The following is a 20,411-nucleotide window of genomic DNA, read 5'->3' on the forward strand; positions in this document are numbered from 1 at the left end:
ATGTGAGAGTAGGTCATCGTCAAGATTCATTTCGCAAAACCCCTATCTGCGTGAGCAGGTAGGGGTTTTGCCTTTCTGGCGTCCAAGAAAAACCGCTGCTGTGGGGAGCGCACTTCCCACAACAGCGGCCTGGTTATCGCCTTCAGCTCAGCAGATTGCGCACGTTCGCCATCGCTTCATCGGCAAAGCCCTGGAGAAATGCCTGGAAGCCTGGCAATGCCTCTGGGCCGCCCTCCCAAGGTTCGGCCTGGATAGTCCAGACCGCACGGCTGCGATGCGCATCCAGCGCCTCGACCTGCATCGCAGCCCACAGGTTGCCGATATTCAGGCTGGTGTAGATCAGGCTCCAAGTCATCTGCATTGTCTGCTCGTCTCGTGAGTTCAACTGCTCGATGACCACATTGCCGTCCTTGAACAGTTTCTTGCGCACCGAACGTACGCCGCTTCCGGTCATGTCGATGTGGGCCAAAGCGGGGATGAACACCGGGAAGCCGGCGAAGTTGCCAACGATGTTCCATACCGCCTCCGCCGGGGCTGCAATGTCCACGCTGGATACCACCAGGCAGCCTTGTGGATTACGGATCAGCGTGTCGGGTTTGAGTGTTTGCATGCGATGTTGCTCCTGTTGTGGATGAACCGAAGGAATCAGAGAAAGCCGATAGCGCTCAGGTAGCGGCAGCCGCGACGCAGCAACTGCGCGTCCTTGGCCGGGTAGCAGACGCCCATGCGCCGAACACCCTCGCGGGCATTACCGTGCTCGATGCTGGAGATATCGCCGATGTCCTCCTCGAAGCCGTCGAGGTAGAAGCCCAGGACATCGAACAGCGCGTTGTCGCGATCTACCCGACTCAACTGGCCTTGCCACTGCTCCACCTCGACCAGCTCGAAGCGGTGGCCCTGCTCGCGGAACGCGGCCAGGTAGTCTTGCCAACGCAGCGGTTCTGGGTTGTGCAGGTTGAAGACGCATTGCGCGGGTTGGTGCCTGCTGCTGTGGAAGGCGATGAAGCGGGCGAGGAAGTCCACCGGCATGAGGTCGAAATCGATCTCCAGCCGTGGCACCTGGCCCAGCTGCAGTGAGCCCTTGAGCATCAGCATCAAGCGATTGCGCTGGGGCTGGCATACGCCATTGCGGCTGTCGAAGCTGATATTGCCGGGGCGGAATAGATTTACCCGTACCCCTGCTTCACGTGCCCGCTGGAGAATACGTTCGCCGACCCATTTGCTCAGGTTGTAGCCATTGCGGATGTAGATCGGCGGAGTCGACACGGGGCCTTGCTCCAGCACGCGGCCGTCGCTGTCCATTGCGCTACACGCGGACAGTGTCGAGACGAAGTTGAAGACCTTCTTGCGCCGCCCTTCGCACAGGCGCAGGCACTCGAACAGCGGTTCGATGTTGTCGCTGGCCAGGGCCTGGTAGTCGAGTACGTGATTGACCTGGGCGGCGTTGTGCACCAGTGCACCGTAGTTCAAGTCGAGATCGTCGTAGTCCGCGTCGCTCAACCCCAGCCGAGGACGGCGCAGGTCCGCGTCGAATACCCGCACGCGCTCATCATCGAGGCTCAGCTGATTGTCTGCCAATGCCTGCCTGAAGCGTTCACTGGCCGTCTGGGTTGCGTTGCTACGTACCAGGCACGCCACCTCCGTGGCCCCCCAGCCGAGCAGTGCTTCGACCAGATGCACGCCGAGAAAGCTGTTGGCGCCCGTGACGATGACCTTGTGCACATCTCCCATGGCCTGCAGGGGCAGTACCTGAAGGTTCAAGTCACGGTTGGCGTCCTGCTCCAGGCGTTCGAGTGAACTGTCCAGTGCGGCAGCGTCACCGTCGAGCAACGCACCCAGGCGCTGTAGCGTCGGCTGTTCGATGAAGCGATTGATCGCCACGCCGCGGCCGAAGGCCTGGCGCACCTCCAGCAGCAGCCTCGACAGCAGGATGGAATGTCCGCCCAGGCTGAAGAAGCTGTCGTCGGCGGAAATATCCGCCTGGTCCAGTTCCAGCAGTCCACTCCAGAGCCCCAGCAGACGCTGCTCGGTTGGTGTGCTGGGTGCTACTCGCTGTGCCGGTGGCAACGTCAGTGGCAGCGCCCGCAACGCCAGGCGGTCGACCTTGCCGTTAGCGGTATAGGGCATCTGCTCCAACACCTGGTAGAACCCCGGACGCATGTAGTCGGGCAGATGCCACTCAGCATGCTGACGCAGTGCAGAGTCGGCCTGATGGCTTGTCGGCTGCGCAGCGAAAGCCAGCACGCGGCGCTGGGCATCGATCACCACTGCGATCTGTGCATACAGGCCGCTGTTGCGTAGGCAGTGTTCGATTTCTTCCGGCTCTACGCGAAATCCACGGATCTTCACCTGGTTGTCGCGTCGCCCGCACAGCTCGATACCCTGTGCGGTCCATTTGCCAATGTCACCTGTACGGTAGGTACGCAGCGAACGGCCATCGGGCAAGTCGAGTGCGATGAAACGCTCGGCGGTCAGTTCTGGATTGTTGAGATACCCCAGCCCGACCCCCGGGCCGCAGATGTACAGTTCTCCGGGCATCTCCTGAGTGACCGGCTGCAAATCGTCGTCCAGGATCAGCACTTGAGTATTGGCGATCGGCACCCCCAGGTTGCGATTACTGTCACCGGCAGCGCAGATGCGAGTAGTCGCCAATACCGTGGTTTCGGTTGGGCCATAGATGTTGTGCATCCGGCATTGTTCGCTGTACCGCGCGATGACCTGGGGCTCGCAGACATCGCCTCCGGTGATCAGGTGGCGCAGGCCAAGCGGTTCATCAGGCGGGAGGATGCTCAGCAGTGCTGGCGGCAGAAACGCATGGCTCACGGCCTGGCTGTGGATAAGTTGCACCAGTAGCTGGGGATCACGGCGCTGGTCATCGCTGGGAATGACCAGTTCCGCGCCGCAGGCGAAGGTCGGCAGGATATCCAGCAGCGAGGCATCGAAGCCGATGGTTGAGAACTGAAGCACCCGGCTGTGCGCATCCAGCGCGACATGCTCGCGATACCAGGCGATGAAGTGGGTGAGGTTGCGCTGGCTGAGCAACACGCCTTTCGGTTGGCCGGTGGTGCCAGAGGTGTAGATCGCCACGCAGGCCCGCTCTGCTGTCCCTTGCCGCAGGACCAGCGAGGGCAGGCAACTGTCAGTGGCCGCCTGCAGCGTGCGCACATCCAGCAGGGCCAGTCCGGCATGTGGCTGGCCGTCATGCAGCAGTACCCGCGCGCCGGAGTCCTGCAGGATACGTTGGCGACGCTCTGTGGGCGTCGGCGGGTCCAGTGGCAGGTAGATTGCGCCGCAACCCAATATCGCCAGCACGCTGGCATAGAGTGCCGGCGACTTGGCCAGACACACGCCCACCACCACAGGCTGATCGTCCTGATCAGGCAGTAATGGCAACAGTGCCCGTTGCAAGGTCACGGCGAGAGCGTGCAGGTCGTGATAGCTGCTGCGCTGGCCATCGCGGTTCAGCGCCGGTTGCTGCGCGTACTGGCGCAGAGGCTGCTCCAGGCCCTCCATCAAGCCGACTTCACTCGTTACCAGCAGGTCTGCGCGCTGGGAGCGGTTGAACGGATGGCGGTAGGCCAGCGTTTGCAGCCAATCCAGGCCGTGCTCACGCATCTGTAGGCCAGGCTCGACGGCGCACGTTTCGCTCAGATGTTGCGGATCGCGGGCAAGGCAGGCGACCTGATGGGCGACCTGCTCCTCCAAAGCTCGCACGGCATCTTCACGCAGTTGCTGGCCATTGCCCGAGGAGGGTGCGACCAATGATACCCGGCTGATCAGGCGCGCAGCCGTGGCACTGGCGCACCAGCACAGCAGTTCCAGGTGTGGCAGGGTGTCGCCGTGGCTGGCGCCCAGGCGGATCCTGAACAACGGCGTTTCCCCCAGGAGGGCCCAGTCACTGGTGCACAGCACCAGGCTGCCGTCTTCCAGAACCAGAGAGTGATGGCTGGCCAGGGCCTGGCGTAGCGCCGAGGGTGTACCGGCCAGCAGGGTGCCGTGGCCCTGCTCGTCGAGTATCCGGGCCAGGTTGCGCAGCGCGAGGCTGTGGCCGACCAATAGTATGTCGAGACGTCGCATGCGGATCTCCTCAGGGCAGGTAGCCGCGCAGGGCTTCCTGCACGCAAGGCGACTCGAGCATCGAGCTGCTGCGGAAGAAGCGCAGGATGTTGCCCAGCAACGGATGCTGGTGGTTGATCGGATAGGCCAGGCCGAGCACTTCTTCGCGCAGCGACTGGCGCAGTGTTTCGTTGACTGGCAACGCCTCGATCAGGTTGAAGTCGAAGGCCTGCTGGATGTCGTTGGTCAGGTACTGGCCCAGGAACACGGGCAGCACCTGGGCGATCATCTGGCGATCCACCTCCGGCGCGGCTTGCCAATAGATCCGCGTCAGACGCGCCCAGAAGCTCGAATGCCGACCCTCGTCGAGCAGGTGATCGGCCATCAGCCCCTTCACCGAAGGCTTGACCGTGTCATCGCGGGCAAAGGCGGCGACATCGTCGGTCAGGGTGTTTTCTGCGATGCCCACGCAGATCAGCTCAAGGGCGTCCCGCAGCGCTTCTGGCACCTGTGCCAGTGCAGAGGGGATCGCACGGCTGAGTTCGATCTCGGTAGGCAGGGCGATCGGCTCGAGGCCGGTCAGGGCGATGGTCTGCTGCAGGAAGTCCATGGCCACCAGCGCGTGGTAGTCCTCGTCGACCACCACGGTCATTGCGTCATAGCGACAGGCGAAGGGAAAACGCACGGTGAAGCGGTCCTTGGCAATCCGCCGGGCCGTGCGGTCGACGATCTCGGTCTCGAAGATCACCACGTCGTTGATGAACTTGTAGAGGCTCTGCACCAGCACGAAATCACGCAGGTGTGGGCAAGCCCGTTGGAACGTGGCGCTTTGCACCAGTGGTTGGCGGCTGAGCGGGTAGATCAGCCGCTGGTCGTCCTCGATCCGACGCCGCGGGCGGGTGCGGATGGTGGCGCGCTCCTCCCAGGCGTCGGCGAAGGAGCGGTATTCGAGCGCATTCATGGCGTGACCTCGCTGGCGGCTACCTGCAGCGAAGCGCGCAGACGATCCCACAACGCGGTGCGGCTCTGGACAGCGGCGATGGCGGCTTCGTACACCTCTTGCTGACGTTGCGGATCATCGTTCACCAGGCGCGCCAGCAGCGCTTCGGCGGCCGGACCGTGATCTTCGGCGTCGACCTCGATGTGGCGCTGCAGGTAATAGCGGAAGGTCGGAGCCTGCGCCTGGCCGATGCCCCACTCGTCGAGGATCTGCTGGAACATCGCCGGGATGACACTTTCGCGGCCATGCAGGAAGGCTGCTGCCACGCGATGGGCAGGCGCGTTGAGTGCCACGTCGAGTGTGTCGAGGACGAAGTGCCTGGCTGCCTCGCTGGCGCCACAGCGCTGCAGGGCGGTGGCGTAGTCGAGCCCCTGTCGTTGCAGGTGGACGAAGCGCTCGATTGCCTGGGTGCTGGCACCGACCTCGCGCATGGCGTCCAGGTACAGTTCGAAGTGGCTGTAGTGGCCGTGCTGCGGGCAGTCATCAGACTCTTCGCCGAGCACGATCTCGTTGATCAGCCGGGCAGCGGCGGGATCCGCCGGTGGTAGCCAGGGCAGGCTTACGCAGGTCAGTTCCCGTTGCAGGCGCTTGGTCAGCGACATGAAGTCCCACACCGCGAAAACATGGGTTTCCATGAAGCGTTGCAAGGTCTCGACGTTGTCGATTTCTGAAAAGAGTGGATGTCGTGCGAGCGTGGCCTTATGACTGGAAAGTGTGCGCTTCAATGTGCTCATGAGTAATATCCATTGTGCGAAAGTTGGCGTGTTTTCCCGATAAGTTGCAGCCTCTGAAATACATCGGACGAACGCGGGCCTCGACATAGACTCGATGGCTGAACAGTCTCAGGGATAGTGGCCGCCCCTTGATTCATCTGGCTTGTGCGGAGTCAAGCCGTGGCGGGTGCCGGCGATATAAAAGTTAGAACAACATCAAAGTGTGTCGCAAATGTTTTTTGAAATATTTTCAATATTTAAAAAGTTGAATTAATAGTGATTCGAATAAAACATTTTGAAAGTTTTATTTTGGCAAGACAGGCCCCTTCCGATAATTAATCATCAGAAAACGAAGTTGAGTGAATGCCTCACTCGAAGCACTGGTGAATGGGAGTGCGAGGATATTCCACTGTTGAGGGGCGGCTGATCGCACGCGGCCCTTGCCCCGGTGTCGGGCTCCTTCTGCGGGTAAATGGAAGGCATACGACCGGGCCCGGGATGGACGATCAGCAGTCGCAGCGCGACTAGAGTGGGCTCAAACGACTCGCGCTGCCATGGTCATTGGCAGCGTATCGGGGGAAACAATGACCTCAAGAGGGGGCGTTGCGTGCTCAGAAGCCCAGCAAGCCAAGATGCGTGTTGAAGATTCTGACGAGTCTTTGGTCTTGGTATGACTTGTCGACGCTGTGCTCGGGCAGCTCGATGAGCTCCAGTTCGCGCCGGACGAAGGCGTGCCAGCCAAGCATTTCGGGGAGTGTTCCAGGTGGGTAGAGCACCGTCACCGGTATCCGTATGGCATTCGCGCTGGCAGCGGGCTCGGCGACCCTTGGGCTGTCACAGCTGGAAACAAACAAATGGCGGGTCTGCTCGGGGTATTCGCGTTCCGCGAGTTGGGCCAGCTCGAACGCCATGTGTGCGCCCAGGCGCTGACCAAAAAGGGCATGGGGCCCTTCAAGGTAGGGATGCAGGTACTTGGCCACGGTTCGGGCGAGGGCGGAGGGGCCTTGCAGCGGATTACACGGGCTGCATTCGGCATGGCGTCTGACATCCACCGCTACCAGTTCGATATGGTCGCTCAGGGCATGGGACCAGGCGCGGTATTGCTCCAGGTGCTCCTGGCTGCAGGCAAGGCAGATGAGACGGGTTCTCGGGGGTTGCCCGGAGTGCTCTGTTACCGATGGTTTCTGGACGTGCACTGTCTGTCCTTCGCTCCGTTCGGTAACGGAGCTTCATGGCTGACACGGCTTGTGGCTGTGTCAGCGGGTGATTCACCTGGCGGCTTGGCTGTTCAGGTAGTTCCTGATGGTGCGGGATGCCGTATTGAGGTGCCTTTCCAGCACGTCGATGGCCTGGTCGACCAACTTGTCGCTGGCAGCGTCCACCAGTGCGATATGGTCGTCCTGAGTCAGCTTTCCCAGGCCCATGGACGACAGGTGGAAGCGCAGGAAGCGCTCCTCTTCGTTGAGTTCGATCTCGATCATGCGCAACAACTTGTGGTTGTGCGCCTTGCTGTACAGCGTCATGTGGAACAGGCGGTTGAGGCGTCCGATCTCGGCGTGGCGCGTCTCGTTTTCCAGTTGCTGGATATAGCTGCGGGCGAGGGCGATGTCGCTTGCGTCCAGGTGGGGAATCGACTGTCGCAGCGCTTCTGCTTCGAGCAGAACGCGCAGGCCGTAGGTGTCGACGGCATCCTCGTCGATCAGCGGTGCGACCACGGCGCCCTTGTGCATCACTACCTTGAGCAGTGATTGCGCCTCGAGCTGGCGCAGCGCCTCGCGTACCGGCATCCGGCTGACCCCGAACAGGCCAGCGAGCTCCTGCTGGCGCAAGGCAGTGCCAGGAGGCAGCCGGCCATCGACAATGGCGCTGCGCAGACGCTCTTCGATCACGCTGCGGGCCAGGTGTGCTGGCACCTGCTCGTTACCCAGCACGGAGCTGAGGAATCTGGTTTTCTCGGCCACGCGGAGTCTGCCTCGATGATTGCGATGATTGGATCCAATAACCCTAGTCAGCGGGGTGATGGCTTGTCAAACCGCGGTGACGGACGCCTGCGGCCGATGGAGTGCGGCTATCGTGAATGAAGTCATCGAGCAAAGGAAGTCGGACTTTTCCTGGCTCGATGATCGCAACCTCCTACGCTTTTTCAAGTGCACCGTGATTGTAAGGTGCCATTGTCTTTTCCCCCGGCAAGCCGCACCATCGCTGCTTTCGACTGGTCTGGATGGGTGTTCGCAGTGGCGATACCTGGAATGCTCAATTTGGCCGTGCGTCGCCTCGGCCTCGCCGTACTGCTTGGCTGCCTGCTGCTGGGCGGCCTGCATGCGGATTGGGATTTCGCCCAGATCAGCCGTCGTGCGCAACAGCTGTACGGTCCGCTTGGCCCAGGGCAGGGGCGTATCGACGCCTGGCAGAACCTGATGGCCACCCAGAACCAGGGCAGCGAGCTGGACAAACTGCAGGTCGTCAATCTGTTCTTCAACAAGCAGCTGCGTTATGTCGAGGACATCGACCTGTGGCATGAAGTCGATTACTGGGCCACGCCGGTCCAGTCGCTGATCAAGGGCGCCGGCGACTGCGAGGACTACGCCATCGCCAAGTATTTCAGCCTGCGCCGCATGGGGGTGCCCGCCGAAAAACTGCGCATCACCTACGTCAAGGCGTTGCGCCTGAACCGGGCGCACATGGTCCTGACCTATTATTCAAGCCCACAGGCCCAGCCACTGGTGCTGGACAGCCTGATGGACGCGATCAAGCCGGCCAGCCAGCGCAACGACCTGCTGCCGGTCTATGCCTTCAATGGCGAGGGTTTGTGGCTGACCGGCGCCGGCGGCAACAAGAAGGTCGGCGACACCAAGCGCCTGTCACGCTGGCAGGACGTGCTGAAGAAAATGCAGGCCGAAGGGTTCCCGGCCGAACCGGTTTATTGAGGAGCACAGATGTCACTGTTCAAACAATTGTTGCTTGCCATATGCCTGCTCCTGGCCATTGCCTTCAGCGGCAGCTTCATGGTCAGCCTGGAGAGTTCGCGCAGCCAGTACGTCAACCAGCTGCGTTCCCATGCCCAGGATGCGGCGACGGCGCTGGCCTTGTCGCTCACACCCAACATCGATGATCCGGCAATGGTCGAGCTGATGGTCAGCTCGATCTTCGACAGTGGTTATTACTCGAGCATCAAGGTCATCGACCTGGACTCCAACGCCGTCCTGGTCGAGCGTCATGCCGAGCCGGACAGCAACGGGGTACCAGGCTGGTTCATCGGCCTGATCGGGCTTGAGCCGGCCGGCGGCGATGCCATTGTCAGCCGGGGATGGCAACAGGCCGCGCGGGTCGAGGTAATCAGCCACCCGATGTTCGCCCTGGCCAAGCTCTGGCAGAGTGCCCTGGGCAGCCTGGGCTGGTTGCTGCTGTGCGGCGTGGTGAGTGCGGTGCTGGGTGCACTGCTGCTGCGCCGTCAACTGAGGCCGCTGGACTACATGGTGGCGCAGTCCCACGCGATCGCCCGCCGTGAGTTCCTCAGCCTGCCTGAGCTGCCGCGCACGCCAGAACTGCGTCGGGTGGTGCAGGCGATGAACCAGATGGTCGAGAAGCTCAAGGCGCTGTTCACCGAACAGGCCGAGCGCAGTGAAAAGCTGCGCAGCGAGTCGTACCAGGACAGCCTCACGGGGCTGGCCAACCGGCGCTACTTCGAAATGCAGTTGAACACGCGTGTCAGCAACCTCGAAGAGGCCCGAGCCGGTTATCTGCTGTTGCTGCGGGTGCAGGACCTGGCCGGCCTCAACGCCCGCCTGGGTGGTCAGCGCACCGACCAGTTGTTGCAGGCGGTGGGCGAGCAGCTGCGGCGCACATGCGCCAGCTATCCGGAAACCAAGGACCTGATTACCCGCAGCCGCGGTGGCGAGTTTGCTGTTCTGGCACCGGGCATGGTGCATGAAGAGGCGGTGCAACTGGCACAGGCCCTCGAGGCGACCTTGCAGAGCCTGCATGTGACGGGTGCCAGCGATGTCGACCCGGTGGCGTGTATCGGATTGGCGCCGTTCAGCCCTGGGGACGCACCGCAAGCCCTGTTGAAGCTGGCTGACGAGGCGCTGGCACGGGCCGAGAGCCAACCGGAGCCAGGCTGGGTCTGCCTTGAACAGGGCGCCGCGGCCCAGGCTGCCGACAGCCATCACGCCTGGCATTCACGTCTTGACCAGGCTCTGGACAAGGGCCAGTTCCAACTGTTCTTCCAGCCTGTGGTGGACTGCCATGCGCCAGAGCGAGTCCTGCACTACAAAGTGATTTCGCGCCTGTACGACGGACAGGACGAGGCGCTTGTCGCAGGGCGCTTCCTGCCGTGGCTCGAGCGTTTCGGCTGGATGCCACGGCTCGACCTGCTGGTGCTGGAGAAGGTGTTGCGGCATCTGCAGCAGCATGGTGAGTCGCTGGCGCTGAACCTGTCTGCCGCCACCCTGGCCGATGCCAAGGCATTGCAGCGAGTCTACGAACTGCTGGGGCAGCATGCGGCATTGGGGCCGAGGTTGACCTTCGAGATCGGCGAGGAGCAACTGCCAGAACAGGCACAGCTGGAAAAACTGACCCGCCATTTGCACAAGCTCGGCTTCGGCCTGGCGCTGCAGCGCTTCGGCGGGCGCTTCAGCATGATCGGCAACCTGGCTCACCTGGGCTTGGCGTACCTGAAGATCGATGGCGGTTATATCCGCAGCATCGACCAGGAGCGGCACAAGCGGCTGTTCATCGAAGCGATCCAGGGGGCGGCGCACAGCATCGACCTGCCGTTGATTGCCGAGCGCGTGGAGACCGAAGGGGAGCTGCAGGTGTTGCGCGAGATGGGTGTGCAGGGGATTCAGGGGCAGTTGGTGGGCGAGCCGGCGCCCTGGAAATAAGGACGGTGTTGCGATCCGTAAAAGTGTGCTGCTCTTTTCGCGGGTAAATCGGCGTCCCGATTCACACGCGAAACGAGCAGCGCGGTATCAGCAACTCTTCAGATCAACCCGCCTTCTTCATCTTCTTCGATCAGGTTGTTCAGGCTTCCCAGCGCCTTGCGCGCGGTGGAGCGGTTGAGCAGTTTTGCTTGGGCGCCGGGAGGCAGGTCGGTTATGCTGAACACGCCCTTGGCGGTCAACACCTCGATCAGGTCCTCGAGCACACGGATCATGTCCAGATCGCTCTGTTTGAGCTGCTTGAGACTGTTCTCCACGACGTCATCGGCGAACCATTCCTGAATTTCGGCATGGTCGGCCGGCAGCGCTTCGGTGTACTCGGCAAAGGCAGCTGCTTCTACCCGCAGCAACTGGCCGTTGGCGTCGCGTTGCACGTAGAACATGGCATCGACCCTCGTCACGATGATTCCTTCTTGGTTGTCAGCAGCATAGGCAAAGTTCAACAGGCCTGCCGGGCCCGGCAAGCGAGTATGCGCCGTGAGGCGACGGCAGGAAAGCGCCAAGCCCCTGGCGGCCGGTGAAGGCCGTCAGGGGCGTGGGCATCAGCTGTTGGAGTTGTCGATCTTGATGGTCGGGTCGGCGCCACTGATCAACGAGTTGATCGTGGTGTTCGACCAGTTCACACCCTCGAGCTTGATCGACACATCCGCGTTGGCCAGGCCACCGGCGGCATTGAGCTTGCCCTCGGTGCTGACCTGCAGGGTCGACTCACCGTTCACGGTGGTGATCTTCAGGAAGTTGTCGATGGTGCTGGCCTTCTCGCCCTGCAGCAGGTCGCGCAGATCGAGGCGGTCGCCCTCACTGGCCTTGAAGTCCTTGATCACATCGTTGCCCAGGTCGCCGGCCTTCCACACGAAGGTGTCGGCACCGGTGCCACCGATGAGGATGTCATCGCCCTTGCCACCGATCAGCACGTCGTTGCCGGCACCACCGATGAGGAGGTCGTTGCCTTCACCGCCCAGCAGGGTGTCGTTGCCGGTGCCGCCGAGCAGGATGTCGTTGCCACGACCACCGTCGATATAGTCGTCGCCACCCTGGCCGAAGATGATGTCGTCACCATCGCCGCCCATCAGCGTGTCGTTGCCATCGTTGCTGCGCGAGACATCGAACTCGGTGTAGTGCTCGGTGATGTACTTGTGCATCGCCCGCCCATCTACATCGCCCGCATCGAGGCCCAGCTTGTTGGCGACATAACCGCGAATCGCATCGACACCGGTACCTGCGACCGAGTCGAAGGTGACCAGGTCACCGAAGATGATGTCGTTGCCATCACCGCCGTTGACCGTGTCGTTACCTGGCTGGGTGACCTCGGTGTGCCCAAGGATGGCCTCGGCCAGCTTGCTCGGGTCGATGTTGGTCTGCGGTTTGCCATCGGTGTCGAACGGTTTGAGGTCATTGGCCTTGATATCGCTGTTCAGGCCGATGGCCTCGACCTGCGACAGCCCCGACAGCAGCTTGAAGGCGGCGGTCGAGTCGTTCAGGGTCGCGGTCGTGGTATCGGAGCCGTTACCGGCGCGGGAGGACAGTTCGTAGCCACCGTTACCTTCGGCACGTACATCGCCGCTGGTGGTCACGGTCCAGCCGCCCCAGGAGTAGGTCTGGACGGTCAGCTTGCCGGTACTGTCGATGGTTATGTAGTTCGTATTGTTCAGGTACGTAGAGATCGTATTGCCTGGTTTCCAGTTGTTCGCAGTTAGGAAGCTGTCCAGCGTGGTGCTGGTGCTGCCCAGGGTCGGGTTGCCGCGCTCGCTGGTCTGGTAGTAGGTCGGCTTGCCGTCGGTGACGAAGAACGTCTGGTTGCTGCCGGTGTTGCCAGCATTCTGGAGGTTCTGGAACCAGTTGGCGGTGGTCTTGAAGGCATCCTCGTAGTTGGTACCACCGTCGGAGTTCAGCGTCTTCAGAGCGTTGAGCAGGGTCTGCAGGCCGGCATCGTTGAGGGTCACCGAGACCGTGGATTTCACCTGGCTGGCGAAGTCCACGAGCAGGATGTTCACGGTACCGGACTGGTCGCCCTTGACGCTGGCGGCCAGGGTCTTGAACACCGACTCCAGCGACTTCTTCGCCGCATCCACGCCAGACGAGCCCATGCTGCCCGAGGTGTCGACGATGAAGGCGATGTTGTAGTTCTGACCTGGCACCACGTGCAGGCCGACCACGTCGGCGACGACGATATCGTTGCCATCGGTACCGGCAAAGTTGTCGCCTTCGGAGGTCAGGTTGCTGGTGTTGTAGGTCTGCGGGTACACCGTGACCTTGATGGTGCCCTCGTTGGTCGCGGTGCTGCCGCCAACGCTTTCGCTGGAGGTCGAGCTGACCTTCACGTCGAACTGGCCGCTGTAGTAGGCCGGTGGCTTGATTGCCAGGCTGCCCAGGTTCCAGCCGGTGACATCCACCGCGCTGCTGCCGACGGTGAAGCTGTGGCCTGCGTTGTCGCTGATCACCGAACCTGCCGGGATGCCGCTGAGCTTGACGCTCAGGGTTTCCGAACCGTCGGTGTCGGTCAGGTTGGTGCTGATGCCCACCAGCTTGACCGGCGCGCCATTCTCACGGCCTTCGTTGAGCTTGTAGCCTTCGTAGTAGCCTTGGCCGTTGCTGCCGTGCAGGTCAGAGACCGTCAGGCCTGCATTGGTCATGGAGCCTACGTTCGGGTACATCGGGATGGTCGAGCTGTTCAGGTCTGTGACGGCGCCGTTGCCCACCTTGATGTTGATGTCCAGGCTGCCAGGGCCGGCCTGGTTGGCGTTGTAGATCTCCAGGGTGTAGTAGCCGCTGGTGGTCGGGGTGTAGCTGCCGGTGATCGCGCCGCTGGCGTTGCCCCAGGTGCCGCTGGCGACGTTCTTGCCACCAATGACGATTTGCAGGCTGTCGTCGGCCGTGCCGCTGAAGGTGTAGGTTTTGCCGGCTTCCAGATAGATCAGGCCGGAGGTCTTCGAGCCGGTGCCCGGGGTCACGGTGGCGGTGGTGTCGACGGTCGTGACCTGCTCGCTCTTGTTCGCGTTGCCGGAGTTGGCGAACACGCTCTTGAGTTGGTCGCCGGTGATGCCGTTACCGTTGTTGCCCAGGCCGTTGAGGCTGTTCCAGGTTTCCTTGGTCAGGCCGATCGAGTTGACGTTGTTGTTGCCGATCGACAGGTCAGGCCTGTCGGCGACCGGCGCGATGTCGACCTTCATGGTCACTTCGCTGCCGGTGTTGGTGCCGTCGTTGGGCTTGTACTTGATCTGCGCGTAGTCGGCCTGCTTGTTGCCCACGCCGCTGCCACCGTAACCGTCGACGCCCGACTGGTTGGCCAGCGGAACGAACTTGAGCTTGCCGGCGGCGATGTCGGCCTGGCTGATGGTCTGGTTGAGCGACACGTCGACCCACGAAGTGCCGTTGAAGAACTTCAGGTTGCCCAGATCCGGCAGCTTGCTGATCGTCACGCCGAGGCCAGTGTTGCCATCGGCGTCGGTGACCTTGAAGTCGCCCCACTGGAACACGTAGTCGGTGTCTTCGGTGCCGGTGACGGCGCCGCCTGGCGATACCGGCATGTGGTCGTTGTCGATGATCGTGGTAGTGACGCTCGACTTGCTCGGGTTGACCTGCAGGTTTTCGAAGCCGCCGCCGCTGACACCGCTGATCTGGATGGTGAAGTTTTCCGAGCCTTCGACGAGCTGGTCGTCAATGGTCTTGATGTCGAAGTTGGCGGTGCTGGCGCCGGCCGGAATCTTCACGGTGACCACACCGGTGTAGTCCTGGCCGTTGGTAGCGGTGCCGCTGTAGCTCAGGGTGACGGTGACCTCGGTCTTGGACGGATTGGTCAGGGTCAGGGTGTAGTGCGCGGTGTCGCCTTCGGTCACCGAAGTGTCGCCGCTGATGCCCACGGTGGTCAGGTCGCCCTGGCCGCTCGGCTCGTCGGTGACGGTGGTGGTGACGGTGTTGCTGCCGAGGGTCAGTTTCTCGAAGTTGTCGCCGCCGGTGACCGATTCGATCTTGTTGACGATCGGCGCCTGGCCGCCCACATAGACGTCGTCCTTGGCGGTGATGGTGAAGGTACCGGTGGCGCTGCCAGCCGGAACGGTCACTTTCGTGCCGTCGCTGAGGGTGAACACCAGGCCATTGTGGCCGGTGACCGACAGGCCTTGGGCGTTGGTCAGGGTGACGGTGTAGGTGACTTGGCCACCTTCGCTGACGGTGGTCTTGTCTGCGGACAGGGTCGCGACGACTTCGCTGATGGTGTCGGTGATCTGCACGGTGGCCGAACTGCCGAGCTCCAGGTTCTCGAAGGTCTTGCCCGGAACGGTGGCGTCGCTGATGCCCACGGTCAGGGAGCCCGAGTCTTTGAAGACATCATCGCCCTGGGCTGGCGCCTTGTACTCGACCTGGGTCTGGCCCGCGGCGATGGTGACCTTGTCGCCATTGCTCAGAGTGACGGTGAGCGGACGATCCAGCGGCTGGTTCACTTTGACGGTGAACGACGGCTGCTGGTCTTCGGTGACGTTACCGTTGCTGACAATGGTGACCGAGACCTTGTCGCCCTGGTTACCCGAGCCCGGCGTGCCCACGCCAGGTTCGTCGGTGACAGAGGTGGAGACGGTATTGCTGCCGAGGGTCAGCTTCTCGAAGTTGTCGCCGCCGGTGACGGACTCGATCTTGTTGACGATGTTCGGCTGGCCGCCGACGTAAACGTCGTCCTTCGCGGTGATGGTGAAGGTGCCAGTGGCGCTGCCCGCCGGAATGGTGACCTTGGTGCCGTCGCTGAGGGTGAACACCAGGCCGTTGTGACCGGTAACCGACAAGCCTTGGGCGTTGGTCAGGGTGACGGTGTAGGTGACTTGGCCACCTTCGCTGACGGTGGTCTTGTCTGCGGACAGGGTCGCGACGACTTCGCTGATGGTGTCGGCGATCTGTACGGTGGCCGAGCCGCCGAGCTCCAGGTTTTCGAAAGTCTTGCCTGGTACGGAAGCGTCGGAAATACCAACGGTCAGCGAGCCCGAGTCCTTGAAGACGTCATCGCCCTGAGCTGGTGCCTTGTATTCCACCTGGGTCTGACCCGCAGCGATGGTGACCTTGTCGCCGTTGCTCAGGGTGACGGTCAGCGGACGATCCAGTGGCTGGTTCACTTTGACGGTGAACGACGGTTGCTGATCTTCAGTGACATTGCCATTGCTGACGATGGTGACCGAGACCTTGTCGCCCTGGTTACCCGAGCCCGGCGTGCCCACGCCAGGTTCGTCGGTGACGGTGGTGGTGACGGTATTGCTGCCGAGGGTCAGCTTCTCGAAGTTATCACCACCGGTAACCGATTCGATCTTGTTGACGATGTTCGGCTGGCCGCCGACATAGACGTCGTCCTTGGCGGTGACGGTGAAGGTGCCAGTAGCACTGCCCGCCGGCACGGTGACCTTGGTGCCATCGCTCAGGGTGAACACCAGGCCGCCATGGCCGGTAACCGAAAGGCCTTGGGCGTTGGTCAGGGTGACGGTGTAGGTGACCTGGCCGCCTTCGGTGACGGTGGTCTTGTCAGCGGACAGCGTTGCAATGACTTCGCTGATGGTGTCCGTGATCTGCACGGTGGCCGAACCACCGAGCTCAAGATTCTCGAATGTCTTGCCTGGAACGGTTGCGTCGCTGATGCCAACGGTGAGCGAACCGGAATCCTTGAAGACATCGTCGCCTTGCGCTGGCGCCTTGTACTCGACCTGAGTCTGGCCCGCGGCAATGATGACCTTGTCGCCATTGCTCAGGGTGACGGTGAGCGGACGATCAAGCGGCTGGTTCACTTTGACGGTGAACGACGGTTGCTGGTCTTCGGTGACGTTGCCATTGCTGACGATGGTGACCGAGACCTTGTCGCCTTGGTTACCCGAGCCCGGCGTGCCCACGCCAGGTTCGTCGGTAACGGTGGTAGTGACGGTGTTACTGCCGAGAGTCAGCTTCTCGAAGTTGTCGCCACCGGTGACGGACTCGATCTTGTTGACGATGTTCGGCTGGCCGCCGACGTAGACGTCGTCCTTCGCGGTGATGGTGAAGGTGCCAGTGGCGCTGCCCGCCGGCACGGTGACCTTGGTGCCGTCGCTGAGGGTGAATACCAGGCCGCTATGGCCAGTGACCGACAGGCCCTGGGCGTTGGTCAGCGTGACGGTGTAGGTCACCTGGCCGCCTTCGGTGACGGTGGTTTTGTCGGCGGACAGCGTTGCGACTACTTCGCTGATGGTGTCGGTGATCTGCACGGTGGCCGAGCCACCCAGTTCGAGGTTCTCGAAGGTCTTGCCCGGAACGGTGGCATCGGTGATGCCCACAGTCAGGGAGCCCGAGTCTTTGAAGACGTCATCACCCTGGGCTGGTGCCTTGTATTCGACCTGAGTCTGGCCCGCGGCGATGGTAACTTTGTCGCCATTGCTCAGAGTGACGGTGAGCGGACGATCCAGCGGCTGATTCACTTTGACGGTGAACGACGGTTGCTGATCTTCGGTGACATTGCCATTGCTGACGATGGTGACCGAGACCTTGTCGCCCTGGTTGCCGGAGCCCGGCGTGCCCACGCCAGGTTCGTCGGTAACGGTGGTGGTGACGGTATTGCTGCCGAGGGTCAGTTTCTCGAAGTTGTCTGCGCCGGTGACTGACTCCAGCTTGTTGACCAGCGAAGGCTGGCCGCCAACGTACACGTCATCCTTGGCGGTGACGGTAATCGAGCCGGTCTTCTGGCCGGCTGCCACGGTGATCTTGGTGCCGTCGCTCAGGGTGAATACCAGACCTCCGTGGGCAATGACCGGGAAGGCCGGCGGGCTGACCAAGGTCACGGTATAGGTGACCTGGCCGCCTTCGGCGACGGTGCTCTTGTCCACGGACAGGTTGGCGAACACCTCGGTGATGGTGTCGCTGATCTGCACGGTGGCCGAACCGCCGAGCTCCAGGTTCTCGAAGGTCTTGCCTGGAACGGTGGCATCGGTGATGCCGACGGTGAGCGAGCCTGCGTCCTTGAAGACGTCATCGCCCTGAGCTGGCGCCTTGTACTCGACCTGGGTCTGGCCTGCAGCAATGGTGACTTTATCGCCGTTGCTCAGGGTGACGGTCAGCGGGCGATCCAGGATCTGGCTGACTTTCACGGTGAAGCTTGGCTGTTGTGCTTCGTTCACATCGCCGTTGCTGACGATGGTGACCGAGACCTTGTCGCCCTGGTTGCCGGAGCCCGGCGTGCCGGTGCCGGGTTCGTCGGTGACAGAGGTGGTGACGGTATTGCTGCCGAGGGTCAGCTTCTCGAAGTTGTCGCCGCCGGTGACGGACTCGATCTTGTTGACGATGTTCGGCTGGCCGCCGACGTAAACGTCGTCCTTCGCGGTGATGGTGAAGGTGCCAGTGGCGCTGCCCGCCGGAATGGTGACCTTGGTGCCGTCGCTCAGGGTGAACACCAGGCCATTGTGGCCGGTGACCGACAGGCCCTGGGCGTTGGTCAGCGTGACGGTGTAGGTGACTTGGCCACCTTCACTGACGGTGGCCTTGTCTGCGGACAGGGTCGCGACGACTTCGCTGATGGTGTCGGCGATCTGTACGGTGGCCGAGCCACCCAGTTCCAGATTCTCGAAGGTTTTGCCCGGTACGGTGGCATCGGAAATGCCGACGGTCAGGGAGCCCGAGTCCTTGAAGACGTCATCGCCCTGGGCTGGCGCCTTGTACTCCACTTGGGTTTGGCCGGCAGCGATGGTGACCTTGTCGCCGTTGCTCAGGGTGACGGTCAGCGGGCGATCCAGGATCTGGTTCACCTTCACGGTGAAGCTTGGCTGCTGATCTTCAGTGACATTGCCGTTGCTGACGATGGTGACCGAAACCTTGTCGCCTTCGTTGCCGGTGCCTGGGGTGCCGGTACCTGGTTCGTCGGTGACGCTCGTCTTCACTTCGTTCTGACCCAAGGTCAGCTTCTCGAAGTTGTCAGCGCCAGTGACGCCTTCCAGCTTGTTGACGATCGCTGGCTGACCGCCAACGTACACGTCATCCGGCGCATGGATGGTGATGGTTCCGGTGGCGCTGCCCGCTGGAACGCTGACTTTGGTGCCGTCCGAGAGCGTAAAGACCAGGCCATTGTGGCCTTTGACGTCCAGGCCCTGGGCGTTGGTCAGGGTCACGGTGTAAGTGATCTCGCCGCCTTCGCTGACAGTAGTCTTGTCGGCGGTCAGGGTCGCGATGACTTCGCTTTCGGTGTCAGCGATCTGCACGGTGGCCGAACCACCCAGCTCCAGGTTTTCGAAGGTCTTGCCTGGAACACTGGCGTCGCTGATACCAACGGTGAGCGAGCCCGAGTCTTTGAAGACATCGTCGCCCTGGGCAGGCGCCTTGTACTCGACCTGGGTCTGACCCGCAGCGATGGTGACTTTGTCACCATTGCTCAGGGTGACGGTCAGCGGACGATCCAGCGGCTGATTCACTTTGACGGTGAACGACGGTTGCTGATCTTCGGTGACATTGCCGTTGCTGACGATGGTGACGGAGACCTTGTCGCCCTCGTTGCCAGTACCCGGAGTGCCAGTGCCTGGCTCGTCTGTCACCGTAGTGGTGACGGTGTTGTCGCCGAGGGTCAGCTTCTCGAAGTTGTCGCCGCCGGTAACCGATTCGATCTTGTTGACGATGTTCGGCTGGCCGCCGACATAGACGTCGTCCTTGGCGGTGATGGTGAAGGTGCCAGTAGCACTACCCGCCGGAACGGTAACCTTGGTGCCATCGCTCAGGGTGAACACCAGACCGCCATGGCCGGTGACAGACAGACCTTGGGCGTTCGTCAGGGTGACGGTGTAGGTGACCTGGCCGCCTTCGCTGACGGTGGTCTTGTCGGCGCTGAGAGTAGCGACTACTTCGCTGATGGTGTCGGCGATCTGCACGGTGGCCGAACCACCCAGTTCGAGGTTCTCGAAAGTCTTGCCCGGTACGGTGGCGTCGCTGATGCCAACGGTGAGCGAACCGGAATCCTTGAAGACGTCATCGCCTTGTGCCGGTGCCTTGTACTCGACCTGGGTCTGGCCTGCAGCGATGGTGACCTTGTCGCCATTGCTCAGGGTAACGGTCAGCGGACGATCCAGCGGCTGGTTCACTTTGACAGTGAACGACGGCTGCTGGTCTTCGGTGACGTTGCCATTACTGACGATGGTGACGGAGACCTTGTCGCCTTCGTTGCCGGTGCCAGGAGTGCCGGTGCCCGGTTCATCGGTGACATCGGTTTTCACTTCGCCCTGACCCAACGTCAGCTTCTCGAAGTTATCTGCGCCAGTCACGCCTTCGAGTTTGTTGACGATCGAAGGCTGGCCGCCGACGTACACGTCATCAGGGGCGTGGATGGTGATTGTACCGGTGGCGCTGCCAGCCGGAACGGTCACCTTGGTGCCATCCGAAAGAGTGAAGGTCAGACCGCTATGACCTTTGACGTCCAGGCCCTGGGCGTTGGTCAGAGTAACGGTATAAGTAATCTCGCCATCTTCGGACACGGTGGTCTTGTCGGCGGTGAGGGTCGCGATGACTTCACTTTCGGTATCAGCAATCTGAACAGTGGCCGAACCACCGAGCTCGAGGTTTTCGAAGGTTTTACCTGGAACGGTAGCGTCGCTGATGCCAACGGTGAGCGAACCAGAATCCTTGAAGACGTCATCGCCCTGGGCTGGTGCCTTGTACTCGACCTGAGTCTGACCTGCCGCGATGGTGACCTTGTCGCCGTTGCTCAAGGTGACAGTCAGCGGACGA

At 61.9% G+C, this 20,411-nt stretch carries 10 protein-coding genes; 2 read left to right on the plus strand and 8 right to left on the minus strand.

Going from position 1 to position 20,411, the window contains the following annotated elements:
* Positions 1 to 142 precede the first annotated feature (142 nt).
* The 6 genes from IAE40_RS25195 to IAE40_RS25220 form a co-directional block, all read right to left on the minus strand.
* Positions 143 to 610, minus strand: a complete 468-nt coding sequence (locus IAE40_RS25195; protein ID WP_063541792.1) for an SRPBCC family protein — start codon at positions 608 to 610, stop codon at positions 143 to 145.
* Between the two features lie 35 nt (positions 611 to 645).
* Positions 646 to 4,077: an amino acid adenylation domain-containing protein gene (locus IAE40_RS25200; RefSeq protein ID WP_200604049.1), complete on the minus strand. Its 3,432-nt coding sequence runs from the start codon at positions 4,075 to 4,077 to the stop codon at positions 646 to 648.
* A gap of 10 nt (positions 4,078 to 4,087) precedes the next feature.
* Complete coding sequence (locus IAE40_RS25205) at positions 4,088 to 5,017, minus strand: diiron oxygenase (RefSeq protein WP_200604050.1); 930 nt, start codon at positions 5,015 to 5,017, stop codon at positions 4,088 to 4,090.
* Positions 5,014 to 5,790: a DUF3050 domain-containing protein gene (locus IAE40_RS25210; protein WP_197893474.1), complete on the minus strand. Its 777-nt coding sequence runs from the start codon at positions 5,788 to 5,790 to the stop codon at positions 5,014 to 5,016. Before IAE40_RS25210 ends, IAE40_RS25205 begins: the two co-directional genes overlap by 4 nt.
* Positions 5,791 to 6,380: 590 nt before the next feature.
* Positions 6,381 to 6,965 carry a thioesterase II family protein gene (locus IAE40_RS25215; RefSeq protein ID WP_125931136.1) on the minus strand — a complete coding sequence of 195 codons (585 nt, stop codon included), beginning with the start codon at positions 6,963 to 6,965 and terminating at the stop codon, positions 6,381 to 6,383.
* 72 nt (positions 6,966 to 7,037) lie between these two features.
* Positions 7,038 to 7,730 (minus strand): GntR family transcriptional regulator, encoded by a 693-nt coding sequence (locus IAE40_RS25220; protein ID WP_153774114.1) that lies wholly within the window; start codon positions 7,728 to 7,730, stop codon positions 7,038 to 7,040.
* A 204-nt stretch (positions 7,731 to 7,934) separates the two neighbouring features.
* On the opposite strand from IAE40_RS25220, the gene lapG reads away from it, so the two are divergent.
* Positions 7,935 to 8,696: a cysteine protease LapG gene (lapG, locus tag IAE40_RS25225; RefSeq protein ID WP_172964801.1), complete on the plus strand. Its 762-nt coding sequence runs from the start codon at positions 7,935 to 7,937 to the stop codon at positions 8,694 to 8,696.
* 9 nt (positions 8,697 to 8,705) lie between these two features.
* Positions 8,706 to 10,652: a cyclic di-GMP receptor LapD gene (gene lapD / locus IAE40_RS25230; RefSeq protein ID WP_065862969.1), complete on the plus strand. Its 1,947-nt coding sequence runs from the start codon at positions 8,706 to 8,708 to the stop codon at positions 10,650 to 10,652.
* A 98-nt stretch (positions 10,653 to 10,750) separates the two neighbouring features.
* Here lapD and IAE40_RS25235 read toward each other — a convergent pair whose 3' ends face one another.
* Positions 10,751 to 11,092, minus strand: coding sequence for a hypothetical protein (locus tag IAE40_RS25235; RefSeq protein WP_054895500.1), 342 nt, complete (start codon positions 11,090 to 11,092; stop codon positions 10,751 to 10,753).
* Between the two features lie 159 nt (positions 11,093 to 11,251).
* Positions 11,252 to 20,411 (minus strand): immunoglobulin-like domain-containing protein (locus tag IAE40_RS25240; RefSeq protein ID WP_200604051.1); only part of this gene is annotated, 9,160 nt, incomplete at its 5' end.

Origin of the sequence: Pseudomonas sp. S44 (genome assembly GCF_016624805.1) — a bacterium.
In the GTDB taxonomy this organism is placed as follows: domain Bacteria; phylum Pseudomonadota; class Gammaproteobacteria; order Pseudomonadales; family Pseudomonadaceae; genus Aquipseudomonas; species Aquipseudomonas machongensis.

Excerpts from the sequence above, each read along its gene's own strand:
- IAE40_RS25200 (WP_200604049.1), bottom strand. The coding sequence starts at position 4,077 with ATGCGACGTCTCGACATACTATTGGTCGGCCACAGCCTCGCGCTGCGC.
- IAE40_RS25235 (WP_054895500.1), bottom strand. The coding sequence starts at position 11,092 with ATGTTCTACGTGCAACGCGACGCCAACGGCCAGTTGCTGCGGGTAGAA.
- IAE40_RS25205 (WP_200604050.1), bottom strand. The coding sequence starts at position 5,017 with ATGAATGCGCTCGAATACCGCTCCTTCGCCGACGCCTGGGAGGAGCGC.
- lapD (WP_065862969.1), top strand. The coding sequence starts at position 8,706 with ATGTCACTGTTCAAACAATTGTTGCTTGCCATATGCCTGCTCCTGGCC.
- IAE40_RS25210 (WP_197893474.1), bottom strand. The coding sequence starts at position 5,790 with ATGAGCACATTGAAGCGCACACTTTCCAGTCATAAGGCCACGCTCGCA.
- IAE40_RS25195 (WP_063541792.1), bottom strand. The coding sequence starts at position 610 with ATGCAAACACTCAAACCCGACACGCTGATCCGTAATCCACAAGGCTGC.